The sequence below is a fragment of the Calothrix sp. PCC 6303 genome (assembly GCF_000317435.1).
In the GTDB taxonomy this organism is placed as follows: domain Bacteria; phylum Cyanobacteriota; class Cyanobacteriia; order Cyanobacteriales; family Nostocaceae; genus PCC-6303.
Genome location: NC_019751.1, coordinates 375,668 through 392,266, shown reverse-complemented (window position 1 = coordinate 392,266; position 16,599 = coordinate 375,668). Strand labels below are relative to the sequence as shown.

Below are 16,599 nucleotides of genomic sequence, written 5' to 3'. Positions count from 1 at the left end.
ATTGAATTAACAGTTTCCTCTTCGCCAAGTATTTGGTCTGCGTCTTAAATTTAGCCCAAGCTCCGTTGCATCTGAAAATGATGCATTATTACCTCTTTTTAAGATTCGACTTATTTAACGGAGTTAATCTCATGATTCATCACATTTCGATCGACGCTCGCGATCCTTATATCACAATTATATCCAGGAGGATTTATCATGTCTACCGAAGCAAATAAAGAGATCGTCCGCCGTTTTTACGAAGAAGTTTTCAATCAACGCAACGTCGATGCGATCGATGAATTAGTCCATCCAGGGTTTAGCAATAACGATCCCACCCCTGTGGCATCGCGAGATCCGGAATCGATGAAGCAATTCATTCACACCCTGACTCAGGCATTTCCCGATCATCATCACGCGATCGAAGATCTCATTGCCGAAGGAGATAAGGTCGTGATGCGCTGTACCCTCACTGCCACCCATCAAGGTCTGTTTCCAGGTTTTCTGGATATGCCCCCCACTGGTAAGTCAATTTGCCAGCGACAGATTCACATTCTGCGAGTCCAGGATGGCAAGGTAGCCGAGCATTGGGTCATCCGCGACGATCTGACGATGATGCAACAGCTCGGCTTGATTCCGCAACCAGAGATGGCTGCATCGGTCAGCAAATGACGAACGATGGCAGCATCGGTCAGCAAATGACGAACGATGGCAGCATAATACTACTTTACAAAGGAGCTAAAACTATGTCTAATCTTTTCTCTCGCAATCAAGTTATCAAGGCAATTGGTGCATTTCTGGCTGGAGCTGTTACCTCAAAAGCGATCGGTAATGAGCCAGCACAAGCACAGTCAAACATCGGCACATTTAGCCAGGTTATTGGAGTTTCGACGAATGGTTCTGATAAACCTCAGCTTTTGTCCATACAGAATAATAATCAAGATTTCGCTCGGTTGCGGTTCTTAGTGTTTGGTAAATTACATTGGGACATCGCCACTGGTAGTTCCAATAACGTGATGAATTTCTTTAACAGTGGAAGCGGTAATGTGATGACCTTGAAACCCAATGGTAATCTTTCAATCACTGGTGCATTAACTCAAGGTTCATCAAGAACCTTGAAAGAAAGTATTACCGCGCTTTCTAGCAAAGAAGCACTAGAGACACTAGCCGATCTAAACCCTGTGAAATTTATCTATAAAGCCGATACAGACAAAGTGAAGCATGTGGGATTTATTGCTGAAGATGTGCCAGATCTAGTTGCCACGATCGATCGCAAAGGACTCAGTGCGATGGATATCGTCGGTGTGCTAACTAAAGCCGTCCAAGAACAGCAGAAGATGATTTCGACATTAACGGAGAAAGTAAAGGCTCTAGAGACCAAAAATCCAGTGCAATAAATCTTTGGGCGTTGCTGAATCGATATTAGATCGGCAACGCCAATCTTTGAAATTCTCAACTGCGATCGAATCCACCAGCATCGATTTACACTGCCAATCATACGGCTATTTCGGTGCCAATCAGTACCACCCAAATTCAAGCGATCGCATCGCGTGAAGGCTGGCGGATGTTGCATTGTCGTCGCGGCGATAATTACTTCGATGTAATTGAATTCTGGGTGGAAAATCAATTACTCATCGAATTGTTACCACCAGAACTTGTCGATCGATATCTCGCTTTTATGTCACCAGAATCTTTGGTTGCAGCAGCACAAGCAGCGGCGCAACAACCAACAGCAGCATGAAATATAACGTTCCAAAAGGGTTTGGGCAACCAGATCCAAGTGATCGAGGAGTTTTGCCATGTCTCAAATTCAACTTTATAGTGCAATTCTGTGTCCTTTTGCTCACCAAGTGCGGTTAACCTTGCTAGAAAAAGGCGTTCCTTTTGAGTTAATCGAAATCGACCCCCAAAATAAGCCCGCTAACTTTCTCGAAATTTCGCCTTATGGCAAAGTCCCCGTCCTCAAACATGGCGATCGCCACATCTGGGAATCGGCGATCGTCAATGAGTATCTAGAGGAGGTTTTCCCTGATCCACCGCTATTACCCAAGGAGCCGATGCAAAGGGCACAAGCACGAATTTTGATCAATTTTGCCGATACCCAATTGTTTGCAACGACTCACAAATTGTTAATCAGCCAAAATCCACTCCAGCAAGTGGAGGGAGTGAATAAACTGACCGATTCCTTACGATTTATTGAGCAGGAGGGATTGCAAAAATTATCTGAGGATGAGTCTTACTGGTTGGGGGAAGAAATCAGTCTTGTCGATCTGACTTTTTATCCTTGGTTTGAGCAATTAGTCGTGTTGGAGCATTTCCGAGGCTTTCAGTTGCCATCTGGACTGAATCGACTTCAGCAATGGAAGGCAAAAGTTGCTCGCCGGGAATCAGTCCGATCGATCTCAAATCCGCCAGAATTTTATCTCGAACATTATGGACGGCTATTTCAAATGATGTTCGATCTTCATCAGCCAACTTTGAAACAATGACATTCTGATGCTTTTAAGAAACTCTTTGATTGCATCTCGTCCTCTAAAAAATTCTGCCCGATTTCGCCACTCAGAATCTTCAATCTATGCCAGGGATGATGTTTCGCACAATAATCCATATCTCGTTCTTCTTGCTCCAATATCTCAAAATCCTTCCACAAATGAATCGTCTGGTAAGGGAATAAACTCTGTTTCCGTTGGTACTTGATCAAAGCGTCCTTCCTTCCAGTCAATTTTTGCTTGTTCGATGCGCTCCGGACGGCTGGAAACAAAATTCCACCATTTGTAACGCTGCCCAACTGGTTCACCACCAATAACAATACAACGCGCTTCGGCATTCGAGGTAATTTCTACAGAAGCACCTGGCTTTAAAATAATTAAAGAGTGTTGCTCGATAGGTTCACCATCAATGGCAATTCCAGGAGTGACGCTGTATATTGCTTGCTGACTATATTCGGAATTGAGAGTAAAACTGGCATTTGGGTCAAATTTTACGTCCAAATAAAGCATTGGTGAGAAGATTTTGACGGGAGATTCGTATCCGCAAGCTTTTCCGACAATTAAGGTGACAGAGGTACCGTTGCTGTTCCATTGGGGAAGACTACTAGCTGAATAATGGTGAAAGGAAGGGGAAACTTCTTCGTATTCTTCAGGAAGCGCTATCCAAGTTTGAATTGCATGGAGCGTAGCTTCTTGAGTGCGGATATTTTCTGGAGTCCGCTCTGAATGAACAATACCGCTTCCTGCTGTCATCCAATTAACTTCCCCAGGACGAATTTCTTGGACAAATCCCAAACTGTCGCGGTGCAATAACGCTCCTTCAAATAAATAAGTAACCGTCGCCAAATTTATGTGCGGGTGTGGACGCACGTCAACCCCTTTGCCTGGTGGAAATGTTGCAGGTCCTAAATGGTCAAAAAAGATGAAAGACCCCACCATCGGTTGACTCTTGTTGGGAAGAAGTCGTCTGGCTTGAAATCCACCCAGGTCTTTAATGTGAGGTATTATTATTTTCTCAATTTTGTTAAACATTTACCAAAGTATATAACTTGATTATAGATACGTAGATATTCGCATAAATAGAACTATTTAGATTATCGGTTACTAATTATTTAATTATTTCGATAAAATATGATTAATCTTGGTCAAAGCTGACTACAAGGCATATTACAGTCGGTCGAGCGATAGCTATCGTTTAATAAAATTTTTACTTATACGGACAAAAAGTGAGAAGATAAGTAGTTACATAATAACTTTCAAATCAATCTAATTGGTCGTATGGAATTAGCAGAAATTATAGAGCAGCTTAAATATAACGAAACTAGAATCTTTCCCCGTGAAGCGGTGGAAGGTGCAATTTCACAACAAGCAGCTATTACACCTGTATTAATAGAAACATTAAAAGAGTGTAAGAATAATTTCGATGAATTACTGGAAGATTCCGGTTATATTCTACACATATATGCGCTTTATTTATTAGCGCAATTTCGAGAAAAGGCTGCTTATTCTGTCATCATTGACTTTTTCTCCACTCCAGGAGATACAGCAATGGATATAACTGGAGATGTCGTTACCGAAGATTTGGGGAGAATCATTACTTCAGTATTCGATGGAAATCTTGACCCAATTAAACAACTAATCGAAAATCAGGAAGCTAACGAATATGTTCGAGGTGCAGCAATAGATTCATTAATGACTTTGCTTGCTCAAGACATCATTACTAGGCAGGAAGTTGTTGAATATTTTGGAGAACTTTTCCAAGGAAAAATAGAAAGAAATGCTGACAACTATCTTCTCAACAAATTAATTATAGATATTTGCGATTTATGCCCGCTCGAACTTAAGCCCTATATCGATCAAGCTTTTGATGAAGATTTGGTTGATCCCATGTTTATTGCTAGAGAAGAAGTAGATGAGTCTATAGAACTGGGTATAGAGGGAGCTTTAGAGAAACTTCGTGATGATCACCATCATGTTTTGATTGATAATATCATTACTGAGATGGAGTGGTGGGCTGGTTTTAACGAACCAAAATCTAAACCAAGCTACACCCCTTTTAACACTTTGAACGAATTCACAAAATCATCCAGTCCGAAAAAATCTCAAGCAATTAAAAAGAAGAAAATGCAACAACAAACCCGTCGCAAAAACCGACCCAAGAAAAAATAAGTGGGAATATATTCTATTTTTGCCTGCTGCTAACGGCTGGAGTTAGACACTCTCATCGAGCAGTTTTCACAGTTGCACCTTCATCAAATAGTAGTTTTACAAATTATGTTTTGGAACCATCGTCCTCAAAACATAGTACAAAAATATTATAAAAGAGCCCTGTTCGTAATTATGTTGAGGAAGCAAAAATGTACAAATCAAACATTTTGTAAATTGAAAAATGTCAGTGATTTTCATCACCAATTTTACCTGAAATAATCACGAATATTAAACTTGAAGTTCCCGGATGAGATGAACTGGCAGTTGTTATAAAAATATGTTAAAACCTAAAAAATACTTAAGTAATTTCACTGTAGCTGAGAGTGAAGTAGAAAACGCTATAGTTGTTCTGCCGCTTTGGGCTGCTTTTTTATGCACCCATGACAGATACCCTTGACAACGCCAGTTGCTACAACGGGGGCAACCCCCGCAACGCACTGGCTCAACAATAGATACAACCAGGTTCCATTGTGTGTTGCCGTGATCGCTGCGTCCTCGTCCCTATCAATTAGTGCCGTTGTTAATGGCATTGCGGTTGGAAACGCTGCGGTTATTAATTGCGGATGATGTTGGCATCGGTAAAACTATTGAAGCCGGATTAATTGCCCGTGAATTTTTAGACCGGGGTGAGGTGAAGCGAATTGCTGTTTTGTGTCCACCCCATTTATGCGACCAATGGCAGCAGGAACTTAGGGAGAAATTTCATATTGATGCGGTGGTAATTCGCTCTGGGACTGCTTCTAAATTAGAGCGAGTGGTGCCGGGGGATGAGCATATTTTTAGTTATTACCGCCATATTATTGTGAGTTTGGACTACGCCAAAGCTGACCGGAGAAAAGCAAGTTTTATTACTCACTGCCCAGATTTTGTGATTGTCGATGAAGTCCACACCTGTGCGAGTGGAAACAATAAAAGTACGGATACTGAGCGAAGCCGAAGTACATCTCAGCAGCAACGGCATCAATTAGTCCAAGAAATCGCCGCAAAAGCTGATAGAAATCTACTTTTACTTACCGCAACACCCCACAGTGGGATTGAAGAGGCGTTTTTATCGTTGTTGGGATTGTTGAAACCAGAGTTTGGGCAATTGTCGTTGGATTTTCTCACAGAGGAGCAGCGTAAAACCCTAGCACAACACTTTATCCAGCGAAGACGGGCTGATGTCAAGTTGTGGTTAGGGAATGAAACACCTTTCCCAGAGCGGGAATCAGTGGAAATGCCATATAAACTATCGAAGGAGTATAAAAGTTTATTTGAGGATGTTTATGATTTTGCGCGGGGGTTAGTAAAAACAACTACTAGCCAAATGAGTTGGGTGCGGCTCGTGTCATGATACTGTATCCTAATAAAGAGTAGAAACAAGAGTATTGTTATCAAAGGCTTTGAAGCAATAATCTCAAAAAAAGACAGACTCATGTTTCTCAACACAGAGTCAATTTTGGGAGATGATATATGGAAGCATTTGGGATAACATCAGAATTTTTTGGAGAAGCGCGGTCATTATTTGAAGAAATAGTCGAGTGGTTAGGCTCTGACAGTGTGTGCGGTCTAGAACATGAAGAACTAGAGAAAAATCTTTAAAGTCAACGGGAACGAGTTATTACGACGCTTATTACAAGGGTATTTAAACCTGCGTAGTAGTGACGAAATAGAAGGAGATTGTCAAGGTAGTGATGGAGAGCAACGAACCCATAAGCATAAACTTGCACGAAAACTGACAACACTATTTGGGACTGTATTAGACCCGTCCGGAAATTAAATTCCCGAAAAGATAGGATATAAAGTTTTATTTTTACCAACCCTAATATTTACCATATATAGCTTGTGGGAATTACATTGCATACTAAATCACGTGTAAGCTCAAAATTAGAAAATCCTATTTTTTGTCTCTAAACTATCATCAACTATTTCAAACCCTTATTGCTACGTTGAGCGAAGACATATAAGTAATCTTTAAAACCCTTGTACAGACTGGGTTTAAATTTACGGACGTGTCTATTAACTTTTGCTCCTCTAGTAATTAATAAATTAACAATTGAGATTAAGTTTTCACATCGAGATATATCTCGACCGAACATCGAATTAATTAACACATCATAGCCACCGGGACTTTGATAATTGATATCAGCATCGCAATCCAAAAGATATTGAATTTTTTCGAGATTTCCTGACTGGACTGCTAACCCAAGTACATTATTCTTAAATATAGCTTCAATTGCATTCACATCTGCACCGTTTTCTATTAGAAATCGCACCATATCAAGATTGATATTTGCGTCATTTACTGCATACATTAAGGGTGTTTTTGACCATTCATCTACACAATCGATATCAACTCCGCTAGCTAGCTGTCGTTGTACGGCTGTGATATCTCCTTGTCTGCCATAAGCATGAATTTCCATAGTTTAACTAACACATATAGATTTATGGGTAGTGCTAAAAAAGTGATGATTTTTCTTTCCTTTTTTCATCCCGAGAGAATTACACAGACTCAAATCATTACTTCTAGAGGACTACTCTCGGTTCAATACCTAAAGGGTGTTTGAAAAGTCTCCTTCTTAGCAAATTGTAATCAAACCTGGCACAGATAGAAATATATTACTGGAATACCAAGCATTGGTAGTTACAGCATGAGGCTCCAAAATCCCATTCATAATTAGTCTCTTCGCTACAATGCGCGATCGCTATTAGCAAAGATTCATTATTTTGCTTTAAGGTGGGGAATGGTTAAGGTAGGCTTCCCACGATGATTTTGTTTGGTACGATGGGTAAAGACTGGTGTATATACTATGATTTGCAAATCTCACATTCCACTGACTGTAACACTCTACAATTATATAGGAATCGTACTTGAATCTTGCTAAGTATACTGACTGTAGTTTAGACTAACGCATGACAAAACAGTGCAGCAGAAAGAATCTAATACACATCAGTATACAAATTGAAAAATTCAACTATTTAAGCTGGCTGAGGTTTCTTTTTAGTGGGAGTTGTAGTTCGTTTTTTGACTACAGGGTAGTTAATTCTACGCTTACGTGTTTGTTGTGGTTTCCAGCCTGGGGATTTTCCGCGTAGTTTTGGAGGTTTTGCAGGTGTGTGAATCACTGCTAAAATTGCACCAATTGGTTGTGCAACCCTTCCCGGAGTTAACTTTGGGGCTATTTTTGCCAGGGCAAAGGGCTATCTTTAACAATATCTCGTGCTAGCCATAACTGCCAAGTGATTAGTGGCATTAGGTCACTCCATCTGTCAGATTGTTCTGGTGTTGAGAGTTTTGGTAGTGTCCAATGTAATCTTTGTTATAGCCCTATCGGGCATTCAAAAAAGGCAAAACGATACCAATGGTCAACACCGAACCGACGCAAGTAATATTGGAATATTTCAGTGCAAGAGGGCATTGATTCTCCAATAAAAGCCAACCACATCGGTTTTGCTATTCGTTTACTACCATCAGGCTTCAAACGTTCGACTTAATATCTGGGTGAATCTCCTTTGGCTCAGAATCAGTCTAAAGAGGAAAGGTGGTCGATTAATTTATCGGACACTTTTCGTACTCAAACAGATGTTAGCCTTTTAATCTCAAGCTCTACAGCGGAAATATCAAGTAGTGGAAAGCATTTATCTTCCATCAGGCTAGTATTAACAAATCTCAGCCCGCTTTACATAAGTAATCATTATCTATTCTATGTCTGTTGGTTAGAGCATTGGGTATTAAAAAGTATCTTAGGCTACAAAATATGTAGCGAACAACTAAGACTTACGTCAGACAAGCTACGTCGCGCAAGCTTCGCTCTTCTCTTAAAAATTTTTTGGTTTACTGATAATACAAGTACCAAAATTTGGCTAGGGTTCGACGGGATTGTAGAATATTTTTGATAAAATAATAATGTCTTAAGCATAAATAATTGTATCAAAAATATCAGCGCCTACCGATAATTAAAAAGTCTAATATCGAGATTGTAATGGCAGATTTCAACTTAGATGCAGCAATAAAAATGGCAAATTATGCCGTTAATACTAGATTCCATAGAAATTTAACAGATGTGGAAATAATGATTATTAAAGGTTCATGGTGGCGACAGGAATATGATGAAATAGCCGCTAAGAATCAGTATGCGACTACTTATATTAGTCAGGATGTTGCGCCAAAACTGTGGAAAATCCTCAGTGACTCCTTGGAAGAGAAAGTTAAGAAAAGTAATTTTAAACAGGCTTTACAAAGGCAGTGGGAAAAGCGGCTTCACGACAATAATTATTGTTTGCAAGAAAATGATAATTTAAGTCAGAATCAAACTGGTTTGGATGATATAGATGTTCAAATTAAGCAAAATTTAGTTAGCCGAGAGAAATCTGATACAAGTTTGAATGAGAATATAAATGGGAATGAAAATATTTATGTTCGGCGACCGGAAATAGAAAATATTTGTGACGAGGTTCTTGCTCAACCCGGCTCATTAATCAGAATAAAAGCTCCTAGTTTTATGGGGAAAACAATGTTGATGGTTCAGGTTATGAATCGATTCGCAACAAAGGGTTATCGACATGTTATTTTAAGTTTGGAATTGGCGGACAGAAATACCCATTTTACCCAATTAAATAAATTTCTGCGTTGGTTTTGTAGCAATGTTAGTCGGGAGTTGGGTTTACCTAGCGATTTAGATCGGTATTGGGATGAGGAGGGGATGGGAGCAAAGGTGAGTTGTACAACCTATTTTGAGCAGTATTTATTAGTTAGTGGTGATACTCCTTTAGTGTTATGTTTGGACAATATTGATGTTCTTTTCCCCTATCCAGAAATCTATGAGGATTTTTTTGGATTATTGCGTTCTTGGTATGAAAAAGCTCGCAGCCGACCTATCTGGAAAAAGTTACGATTAGTGTTGGTTCACTCTACGGATGTTTATATTCGTCTAAATATTAATCAATCCCCTTTTAATGTGGGTTTGCCTTTAGAAATATCTGAATTTAATCGCAATCAAGTCGAAGAGTTAGCTCGACAGCATCGATTAGAGTTAGATGTAGATATTATTGATTATCTTATCCAATTGGTAGGAGGACACCCCTACTTATTGGACATAGCCTTTTCCTATTTAACAAATTATCCCCAGCAGATTAGTTGGGAGCAAATTGTGAAAGAGGGAACAACAGAAACAGGAATTTTTGCCCACCATTTACGGGAACATTGGTTAAATTTGCAAGAACATCCCGAATTAGCAACTGCGTTAAAAGCTGTGATTGATAACCCAAATGGAGTTTTACTAGAACCAATTTTAGCCTACCATTTGCAAAGCATGGGTTTGGTCAAAATTGTTGGTAATTTCGCTCATATTCGTTGTCAATTATATCGTCAATATTTCCGTCTGCGTTTGGGAGAGAATAAATAGAAACAAGTAGAAGGAAATAGGCAACATAGAAAAGGGAGAATTAAAAGTTACCTTAAAAACTTGAAGCTTTCGGCTTTTGTCGTAAAGAAATCAGTGAAAATACTAATAATTGTACGTTTTCGCAATTTAATATTAGCATTAATCGACATGCCAGATTGCAAAGGTAATTTAGTATTACCCGATAAAGCGATCGCTTGTTGGTTTAAGCGTACTTTTGCGGGAAAACGCCAATAAGGATTGATTTGGTCTGGAGGTAAAGCATCAGAGCCGATTGAAATTAATTCTCCTTTGATATCACCATATTCTTGAAAGGGATAGGAATCGACGCGAATATCGACTTGGGGACATTTATCTAACTCGAACTTACACCCAGATTGCTGATAGTTTTCTTTGACAAAGCCAATATCTTTGTTAGTAATAAAAATTTTAGCAAATAAATGACTATTGGGAACTATTTTTAAAATTGGTTCGTTGGGGTTAGCGACAAAACCGGGGGTATTGGGTTTGAGGTCAAAGATGGTTCCATCATGGGGAGCAGTAATACTTTGATATTTGAGTTTGGTTTGAGCTTGACTTAATTGGCTATCGATTTCGTGTATTTTCTTTTGATTTTCCACAATTGTCTTCATTAATTGGCTGTCTATTTCGGCAATGCTTTTTTGATTACCTGTAATTCGCGAGAGAATATCTTCCTGGTATTGGGCAGTAATTTTATTAATTTGTTCCTGTTTTTGAGCGATCGCTATTTGTAAGCGGTGTCTTTCTTGGGTGTATCTAACTACATCTGCGGCTTGACTTCGCGTATCCTGTTCTTGCTTGAGGGTTTGTAAGCGTGAGTATGCTCCTTCTTTCGACAGGCTTTGTAAATTAGTAAAAATTTGCTGACTAATTTTCAATGCTGATTTTGCACTGGCTAATTGGGCTTCATTTTGTAACAATTCCCGTTTAATTTTTGCTGTTTCCAACTGGACTGCGAGTAATTGGGAATTAAAATCAGCCTGACGCGATCCCAAACGCAAAATCTGATCTGGCGTAAGTTTGGTGCTGTTTTTAGTGCCTTGTAATTGGGTACGGTAAAGATTATTTTCGCTCAGAAATTGTGCTCGGTTTTGAGTTAGTATTGTTATTTCTGGAGGTATTTTTAGATTATTTCTGGTTTGATTATTTCCTGTTATGTTATCTTCTCCTTTATTTTCTTCTCCCCTATTATTGCCTCCTAATTGACGACGGTAAAATTCATTTTCTTGAACTAATGCTAAACGATTTTCTTGCAGACTGTGAATTTCTGCCTTTGTCGTCGCTGCTTCCAAACTAATTAAAATTTGTCCCTTTTTTACAGATTCTCCTTCCTTAACATGAATTTGCTGTACAACTCCACTCACAGGAACTTGCACATCAACAACTTTTCCTTCTGGTTCTAATTTACCTGTAACGGGAACCGCTTCATCAATTTGAGATATGCTAGCCCAAACTATTACAAAAGCACTAATTCCCATAATTCCCCAAGCAATTGCTCGCGACCATAAAGTCGTTTGTTGGAATAAAATTGGTCTGTCAAATTGAGTTTGCATCGTCATAATTTTTTACCTCAGATTTGTCCATCTTGTTGTTGATAAAGGCAATAATAATAACCCTTTTTCGCCATTAATTCTGGATGGGTTCCCTGTTCTACAATTGAGCCGGAATCCATCATTAAAATTTTGTCGGCTTTATTAATCGTCGTCAGACGATGAGTAATAAAAAATACTGTTTTTCCACGGAATACCTGGGCAAGATTGCGGCAGACTTGGGCTTCAGCATTGTAGTCTAGGGCACTCGTTGCCTCATCGAGAATGAGTAATTGGGGATTTTGTAAAACTGTACGCGCGATCGCAATTCGTTGTCGTTGTCCTCCCGATAGTCCGCTCCCCCGTTCTCCAACTTGGGTGTTGTAGCCATTGGGCAAATTCATAATAAAATCGTGGGCATAGGCAACTTTTGCTGCGGCAATGATTTCCTCGTCCCCTGCATCTGGAAATGCGATCGCAATGTTTTCCCGTACTGTTCCATCAAAGAGTAAGGTATCTTGGAGCACTACCCCAATTTGCCGACGTAGGGAATAAAGTTCGACTTTGTTGATATCGTAACCATCAATGGAGATGGTACCGGATTTTGGTTCGTAAAGACGAGGTAGTAATTTTAACAGAGTGCTTTTACCGGAACCACTTTGACCAACAATCCCCACAAACGCACCTGCAGGAATTTCCAGATTAATATTGGCAAGTTGTAATGCTCCGTTTTCGCGGAAGCCAAAGGAAATTTGATGGTATTTAATATTACCTTTGATACTCGGCATGAGAATATTGTGGGAAGCAAATTCCGTTTCCTGGGGAGTGTCAAGAATATCACCCAAACGTTGCAGAGATAGGGCGGTTTCTTGGAAACTCTGCCAAATCTGCACTAACCGCAGCAGGGGATTGGTAACATAACTAGCTAAAATCCGAAAAGCGATTAATTGACCGAGGGTTAGCTGTTGGTTTAAAACCAGATAGGCTCCTACCCACAAAACCAGTAAATTGGAGAGCTTATTAAAAAATCCACTTACCGAACTCGCGGTCGTTTGGGTCGAAATCGTTTGAAAGCCAGCACTGATATAACGAGCATAATATTCTTGCCAAACATAACGCGATCGCGTTTCTAAGTTTTGGGCTTTGATTGTTTGCATTCCCCCCATCAATTCGACTAGGTACGAGTGGGTTTCGGCATTGCGTTCGGCTTTTGTTTGCAGTTGTCGGCGTATAATTGGTGACACTAATAAGTTAATCAGCGCGAACAGGGGTACGGTTGCTAATGCAACTATTGTTAGTATCCAACTATACACTAGCATCACTAAAATATACAGAATTGAAAAGACCGCATCCATGACCACGGTTAGAGCTGTACCCGTGAGGAATTTACGAATATTTTCGAGTTCCCCCACCCTAGTTGCGAGTTCCCCGACGGGACGACGTTCAAAATAGGACAATGGTAAACGCAGCAAATGGTTGATAACTTCAGAACCTAAAGATAAATCGATCCGATTGCTAGTATCGACGAATAACTGGGTACGAATTGCTGTTAAAATCGCTTCGGCGATGGCTACGACAATTAGGAACAGACCAAAAACTTCTAAACTATCGGGACTATTATTAACGATGACCTTATCAATAATTACCTGGGTAGCCAAAGGGTTAACTAAACCAAAAATCTGCACGACCATTGAAGCAATTAATACCTCGATTAGGACTTTGCGGTAGCGTCGCAATTCGGGTACAAACCACCGTAGACTAAATCGGGTTGTGGGGGTATGTTTGCTAGGTTGAAATAACAAAATTTCACCTTCCTCACCCCAGCTTTTTCCAAAGTCCTTGAGTTGACGACGAATTAAACCGAGTTCGGGGACAGCGATAAATAATTCTTTTTGATTATATTTATGAATAATTGCAAAGGTGTCTTGCCATGCCACCATGACGGGTGGCGTTAATTTGTGAATAGAATTGACTGGTATTTTGACGATTTGAGTTGTTAAACCCATTAATTCCGCGACTGCACCGCAAAATTGTAATGAGATTTTTCCCGTTTGTTGAATTTGTTTACTGATAATTTGTCGCAACATATCTTTGCGAAAAGGTAAATGGTAATAATGGCTCAACATTTGCAAACAAGCCATTACACTCTCTGATTCACCTTTAGCCTTAACACAGGGAAATTTTTGCTTTTGGGGTTGATTTATTGCAAGATCGGAAATATCGGGTGCATCGGGAATATCGAGTAAATCTGATGTGATTACTGTTTCTGATTGTGCTTTTAAGTTTGGTTGGGAATCTTCTGGTAATAAATACTCTGGTAATAAATATTTTGGTACACCCAACAAACGCAAATTGGGTGTTAAATATAACTTTTGTTTTTGATTATGCTTTTGTTTCTCTTTGAGAATATCCCCATCTAAACGCATACCCACAGGTAATTCATTCTCCGTACTACTACTGACCAACCAGAGAAAATTAGAATCTAATTGGTTATCTAATTGGGAACGAGAAACCGTTTGGGAAGGATAATAAATAACAGCTTTAGCAACTGCATCTAAAGCTAATTTAGCCAGATTATTTGCTTCATCAAGAGTGGCGATCGCTCGATCGGCAAATTCCTGGGTTAATAAATCATAAACCTCACTCAAAGCTGGTGTAACCCGTAATAACTGGGCAAAATCCGACTCTCGCGTGAGTAAATCAAGAAAATCGGCAATCGGTAAATTCAAACATACTACTTCCGTGGATGCGATCGCAGTTTCACAAGCTTCTCCCCGTAAATGGGAAATCCAACCAATAACTTCTCCTGGTTGCAATAATGTTAAAGTTATGGGTTTTTCTGTAAATTTATTATAGCCAATTAGGCGAACTTGCCCTTGATAAATAATACTAATATGCAGGGGCATTACTTCTTTGGTAACAATCATTTGTCCCATCCGATAGCGCCAAATTTTTGTCTTTTTCTCTAGTCGTTTCAATACATGAACTGGCAAGCATTTAAACGGAAATATCCCCCCGAGCAATTCTGTGATATTAATTTTTACTGATGAAACTTGTCCAGATGTAATATTTGTTGTGACTAAATTAAAACTCATTATCCAGACTCCCTAATTCTCAAGTTTTTAATCAATTCAGATTTTTGCCAATGAGATAAATTTTGAATTTCTTCCCTTAACCAAACTTCAAATAATTCCCTCATCAATCGTTGACGCATCAACTCATCTAATTCCACAGGTAGCAATTTTTCTAAGCGAATAATTACAAAATATTCTCCAAAGGAAACGGGTTGCCATAATTGTCCCGGTTGACTGATTTGTAGTTGTCTCGCTAAACCAGGGTGTAATGTTCCCATCTCAACTGGACCAACAATCCCGTTAGTATTAGCTTCCGCACCAGTCGAATAGTTTTTTGCTAGTTCACCAAAGCTATGTTCATCAGCTTGAATCCGAAAATATAATTCTTGGGAAATCCCTAAATCCCGAGTACGAACCATCGAATAAACAACTCGGTCTAAATACTTTTTACGCTGCAAAAAATAAGCCTCAATTTTATGTCCCCAAGTTGCTTGCTGAAACTTTTCAATTTTGAGTTGCCGAGTCAACAGACTCATTAATTGCTGCTTGTTAATTCCATAAGATTCTAACCAGATTTTCTCTTGTTCCGAATCAATTACTTGGTGCTGCTGATAAAATATGGCTTGAGTATTATTAATTTCCTCATCCGTGAAACTTAGAGACACATGGGTAGAACTTTGCCATTGATAAATAGCTCGATCGATTACCAACTCTCGGATTAATTGTGGTAACAAATTATAACCAGTTAATAGGGAAGTTAATTCTATGGAATTTAATATCTGCTCATTGGTTTCTAAAACATTTATCATAATTATTTTGTAAATTTATCTCAGATTTATCCCAGAGTTGGGAGAAAAAGGCAGAAGTAAATAAATAATTCCCTTCTGCCCAATTTCTGCAAGTCTTCAACAATATCGAAAATATCGAAACCCGACCTTAGACTAAAACAATATCCTGCATAATTGAGAAGTCTGTTGGTCGATTTTCAATAGTTGCAAACTGGGTTGCACCAAAATACAATGCTCCTGTTGATTGCTGATAACTAAATTGATAATTAGAATCTGCACCAAATGAAGCCTTGACTATTTCGATTTTGTCACCTTCCGCTTTATTAAAATCTTTGATAACGTCAATACCCTCATAATTTGAAGGTGGTGCATAAAAACCAAATGTGTCTGCACCAGCACCACCAGTCATCGTATCTCGACCTGGTTCACCATATAACTTATCGTCACCACCATCACCGACAAGAGTATCATCATTAAAAGAACCAAGCAAAACATCATTACCGTCGCCACCGCTAAGGGTATCGTTACCATAACTACCATCTAGGGTATCATTCTCAGCTTCACCGTAGAGTTGGTCGTTACCGTTACCACCAAAGAGGTTGTCGTTACCCCAATCGCCGTACAATTTATCTTCACCATCCCCACCATCGAGAGTGTCATCACCCAAGAAACCATACAGCGTATCGTTACCAGGTTCACCATATAGGGTATCATTCCCATAGGAGCCATCGAGGGTATCATTCCCATAGGAGCCAAGTATTGTATCGTCTCCAGCACCACTCTCTACAGTGTCATCTCCATAACCACCATCGATGTAGTCATTTCCGCCTTCACCATAAATTGTGTCTTTATCATCCCCGCCATTCAGATGATCATTTCCTGTACCGCCATCCATGGTATCCTGACCTTTTCCTCCATACATTTCATCATCGCCACCATCACCATACATGGTGTCATCTCCATCACCACCTTCAAGGTAATCAGTACCTTCTCCAGCGAGCATGTCGTCATTGCCACCATAACCATAAAGTTGGTCATCACTCGAGCCTAAACTACGGGTGTCGAGGTAATTTCTTTTACTGTTTCCATTACGTCTTGCCATTATTTGTTACTCCTTGTGAGTTGTTGAA

The 16,599-nt window shown here is 39.5% G+C and carries 14 protein-coding genes and 1 pseudogene; 8 read left to right on the top strand and 7 right to left on the bottom strand.

What is annotated here, in order from left to right; genetic code table 11:
* Positions 1-198: 198 nt before the first annotated feature.
* From CAL6303_RS01605 to CAL6303_RS01590, 4 genes are all read left to right on the top strand, one after another.
* On the top strand, positions 199-651 hold the full coding sequence (locus tag CAL6303_RS01605) for an ester cyclase (protein ID WP_015196072.1): 453 nt from the start codon (positions 199-201) through the stop codon (positions 649-651).
* 74 nt (positions 652-725) lie between these two features.
* Positions 726-1,376 carry a tail fiber domain-containing protein gene (locus CAL6303_RS01600; RefSeq protein WP_015196071.1) on the top strand — a complete coding sequence of 217 codons (651 nt, stop codon included), beginning with the start codon at positions 726-728 and terminating at the stop codon, positions 1,374-1,376.
* Positions 1,377-1,489: 113 nt separating this feature from the next.
* Positions 1,490-1,720, top strand: coding sequence for a hypothetical protein (locus CAL6303_RS01595; RefSeq protein WP_051036592.1), 231 nt, complete (start codon positions 1,490-1,492; stop codon positions 1,718-1,720).
* Between the two features lie 58 nt (positions 1,721-1,778).
* On the top strand, positions 1,779-2,468 hold the full coding sequence (locus CAL6303_RS01590; protein WP_015196070.1) for a glutathione S-transferase family protein: 690 nt from the start codon (positions 1,779-1,781) through the stop codon (positions 2,466-2,468).
* On the opposite strand, the gene CAL6303_RS31675 is transcribed toward CAL6303_RS01590, so the two are convergent.
* A complete protein-coding gene (locus CAL6303_RS31675; protein WP_083866353.1) occupies positions 2,421-2,552 on the bottom strand; it encodes a DUF1348 family protein in 132 nt (43 codons plus the stop codon). The two genes, CAL6303_RS01590 and CAL6303_RS31675, sit on opposite strands and share 48 nt — an antisense overlap.
* 60 nt (positions 2,553-2,612) lie before the next feature.
* Positions 2,613-3,500, bottom strand: a complete 888-nt coding sequence (locus CAL6303_RS01585; RefSeq protein ID WP_015196069.1) for a pirin family protein — start codon at positions 3,498-3,500, stop codon at positions 2,613-2,615.
* 246 nt (positions 3,501-3,746) lie between these two features.
* Here CAL6303_RS01585 and CAL6303_RS01580 point away from each other — a divergent pair, with 246 nt between their 5' ends.
* From CAL6303_RS01580 to CAL6303_RS30970, 3 genes and pseudogenes are all read left to right on the top strand, one after another.
* Positions 3,747-4,637 (top strand): DUF1186 family protein, encoded by an 891-nt coding sequence (locus CAL6303_RS01580; protein WP_015196068.1) that lies wholly within the window; start codon positions 3,747-3,749, stop codon positions 4,635-4,637.
* A gap of 562 nt (positions 4,638-5,199) precedes the next feature.
* The gene (locus tag CAL6303_RS01570; protein ID WP_041738941.1) at positions 5,200-6,009 is read left to right on the top strand and encodes a DEAD/DEAH box helicase; all 810 of its coding nucleotides are present in this window, start codon (positions 5,200-5,202) and stop codon (positions 6,007-6,009) included.
* Positions 6,010-6,128: 119 nt separating this feature from the next.
* Positions 6,129-6,417 (top strand): annotated as a pseudogene (locus CAL6303_RS30970) (ISKra4 family transposase); the annotation flags it as partial.
* A 163-nt stretch (positions 6,418-6,580) separates the two neighbouring features.
* Here CAL6303_RS30970 and CAL6303_RS01565 read toward each other — a convergent pair.
* On the bottom strand, positions 6,581-7,078 hold the full coding sequence (locus CAL6303_RS01565; protein WP_015196066.1) for an ankyrin repeat domain-containing protein: 498 nt from the start codon (positions 7,076-7,078) through the stop codon (positions 6,581-6,583).
* A gap of 1,560 nt (positions 7,079-8,638) precedes the next feature.
* Here CAL6303_RS01565 and CAL6303_RS01555 point away from each other — a divergent pair.
* The gene (locus CAL6303_RS01555) at positions 8,639-10,060 is read left to right on the top strand and encodes an AAA-like domain-containing protein (protein ID WP_015196065.1); all 1,422 of its coding nucleotides are present in this window, start codon (positions 8,639-8,641) and stop codon (positions 10,058-10,060) included.
* Positions 10,061-10,107: 47 nt separating this feature from the next.
* On the opposite strand, the gene CAL6303_RS01550 is transcribed toward CAL6303_RS01555, so the two are convergent.
* From CAL6303_RS01550 to CAL6303_RS01535, 4 genes are all read right to left on the bottom strand, one after another.
* Positions 10,108-11,637: an HlyD family efflux transporter periplasmic adaptor subunit gene (locus CAL6303_RS01550; RefSeq protein ID WP_015196064.1), complete on the bottom strand. Its 1,530-nt coding sequence runs from the start codon at positions 11,635-11,637 to the stop codon at positions 10,108-10,110.
* An 11-nt stretch (positions 11,638-11,648) separates the two neighbouring features.
* On the bottom strand, positions 11,649-14,702 hold the full coding sequence (locus tag CAL6303_RS01545) for a peptidase domain-containing ABC transporter (RefSeq protein ID WP_015196063.1): 3,054 nt from the start codon (positions 14,700-14,702) through the stop codon (positions 11,649-11,651).
* Positions 14,702-15,490: a peptidylprolyl isomerase gene (locus tag CAL6303_RS01540; RefSeq protein ID WP_015196062.1), complete on the bottom strand. Its 789-nt coding sequence runs from the start codon at positions 15,488-15,490 to the stop codon at positions 14,702-14,704. The genes CAL6303_RS01545 and CAL6303_RS01540 overlap by 1 nt, the downstream gene beginning before the upstream one ends.
* A 127-nt stretch (positions 15,491-15,617) precedes the next feature.
* Entirely contained in the window at positions 15,618-16,571 is a 954-nt protein-coding gene (locus CAL6303_RS01535; protein WP_015196061.1) for a calcium-binding protein, read from the bottom strand.
* Positions 16,572-16,599: the final 28 nt, after the last annotated feature.

Coding starts and splice junctions, on each gene's coding strand:
- CAL6303_RS01580 (WP_015196068.1), top strand. CDS start 3,747: ATGGAATTAGCAGAAATTATAGAGCAGCTTAAATATAACGAAACTAGA.
- CAL6303_RS01585 (WP_015196069.1), bottom strand. CDS start 3,500: ATGTTTAACAAAATTGAGAAAATAATAATACCTCACATTAAAGACCTG.
- CAL6303_RS01555 (WP_015196065.1), top strand. CDS start 8,639: ATGGCAGATTTCAACTTAGATGCAGCAATAAAAATGGCAAATTATGCC.
- CAL6303_RS01545 (WP_015196063.1), bottom strand. CDS start 14,702: ATGAGTTTTAATTTAGTCACAACAAATATTACATCTGGACAAGTTTCA.
- CAL6303_RS01600 (WP_015196071.1), top strand. CDS start 726: ATGTCTAATCTTTTCTCTCGCAATCAAGTTATCAAGGCAATTGGTGCA.
- CAL6303_RS01605 (WP_015196072.1), top strand. CDS start 199: ATGTCTACCGAAGCAAATAAAGAGATCGTCCGCCGTTTTTACGAAGAA.
- CAL6303_RS01540 (WP_015196062.1), bottom strand. CDS start 15,490: ATGATAAATGTTTTAGAAACCAATGAGCAGATATTAAATTCCATAGAA.
- CAL6303_RS01565 (WP_015196066.1), bottom strand. CDS start 7,078: ATGGAAATTCATGCTTATGGCAGACAAGGAGATATCACAGCCGTACAA.
- CAL6303_RS01535 (WP_015196061.1), bottom strand. CDS start 16,571: ATGGCAAGACGTAATGGAAACAGTAAAAGAAATTACCTCGACACCCGT.
- CAL6303_RS01550 (WP_015196064.1), bottom strand. CDS start 11,637: ATGACGATGCAAACTCAATTTGACAGACCAATTTTATTCCAACAAACG.
- CAL6303_RS01590 (WP_015196070.1), top strand. CDS start 1,779: ATGTCTCAAATTCAACTTTATAGTGCAATTCTGTGTCCTTTTGCTCAC.
- CAL6303_RS01570 (WP_041738941.1), top strand. CDS start 5,200: ATGGCATTGCGGTTGGAAACGCTGCGGTTATTAATTGCGGATGATGTT.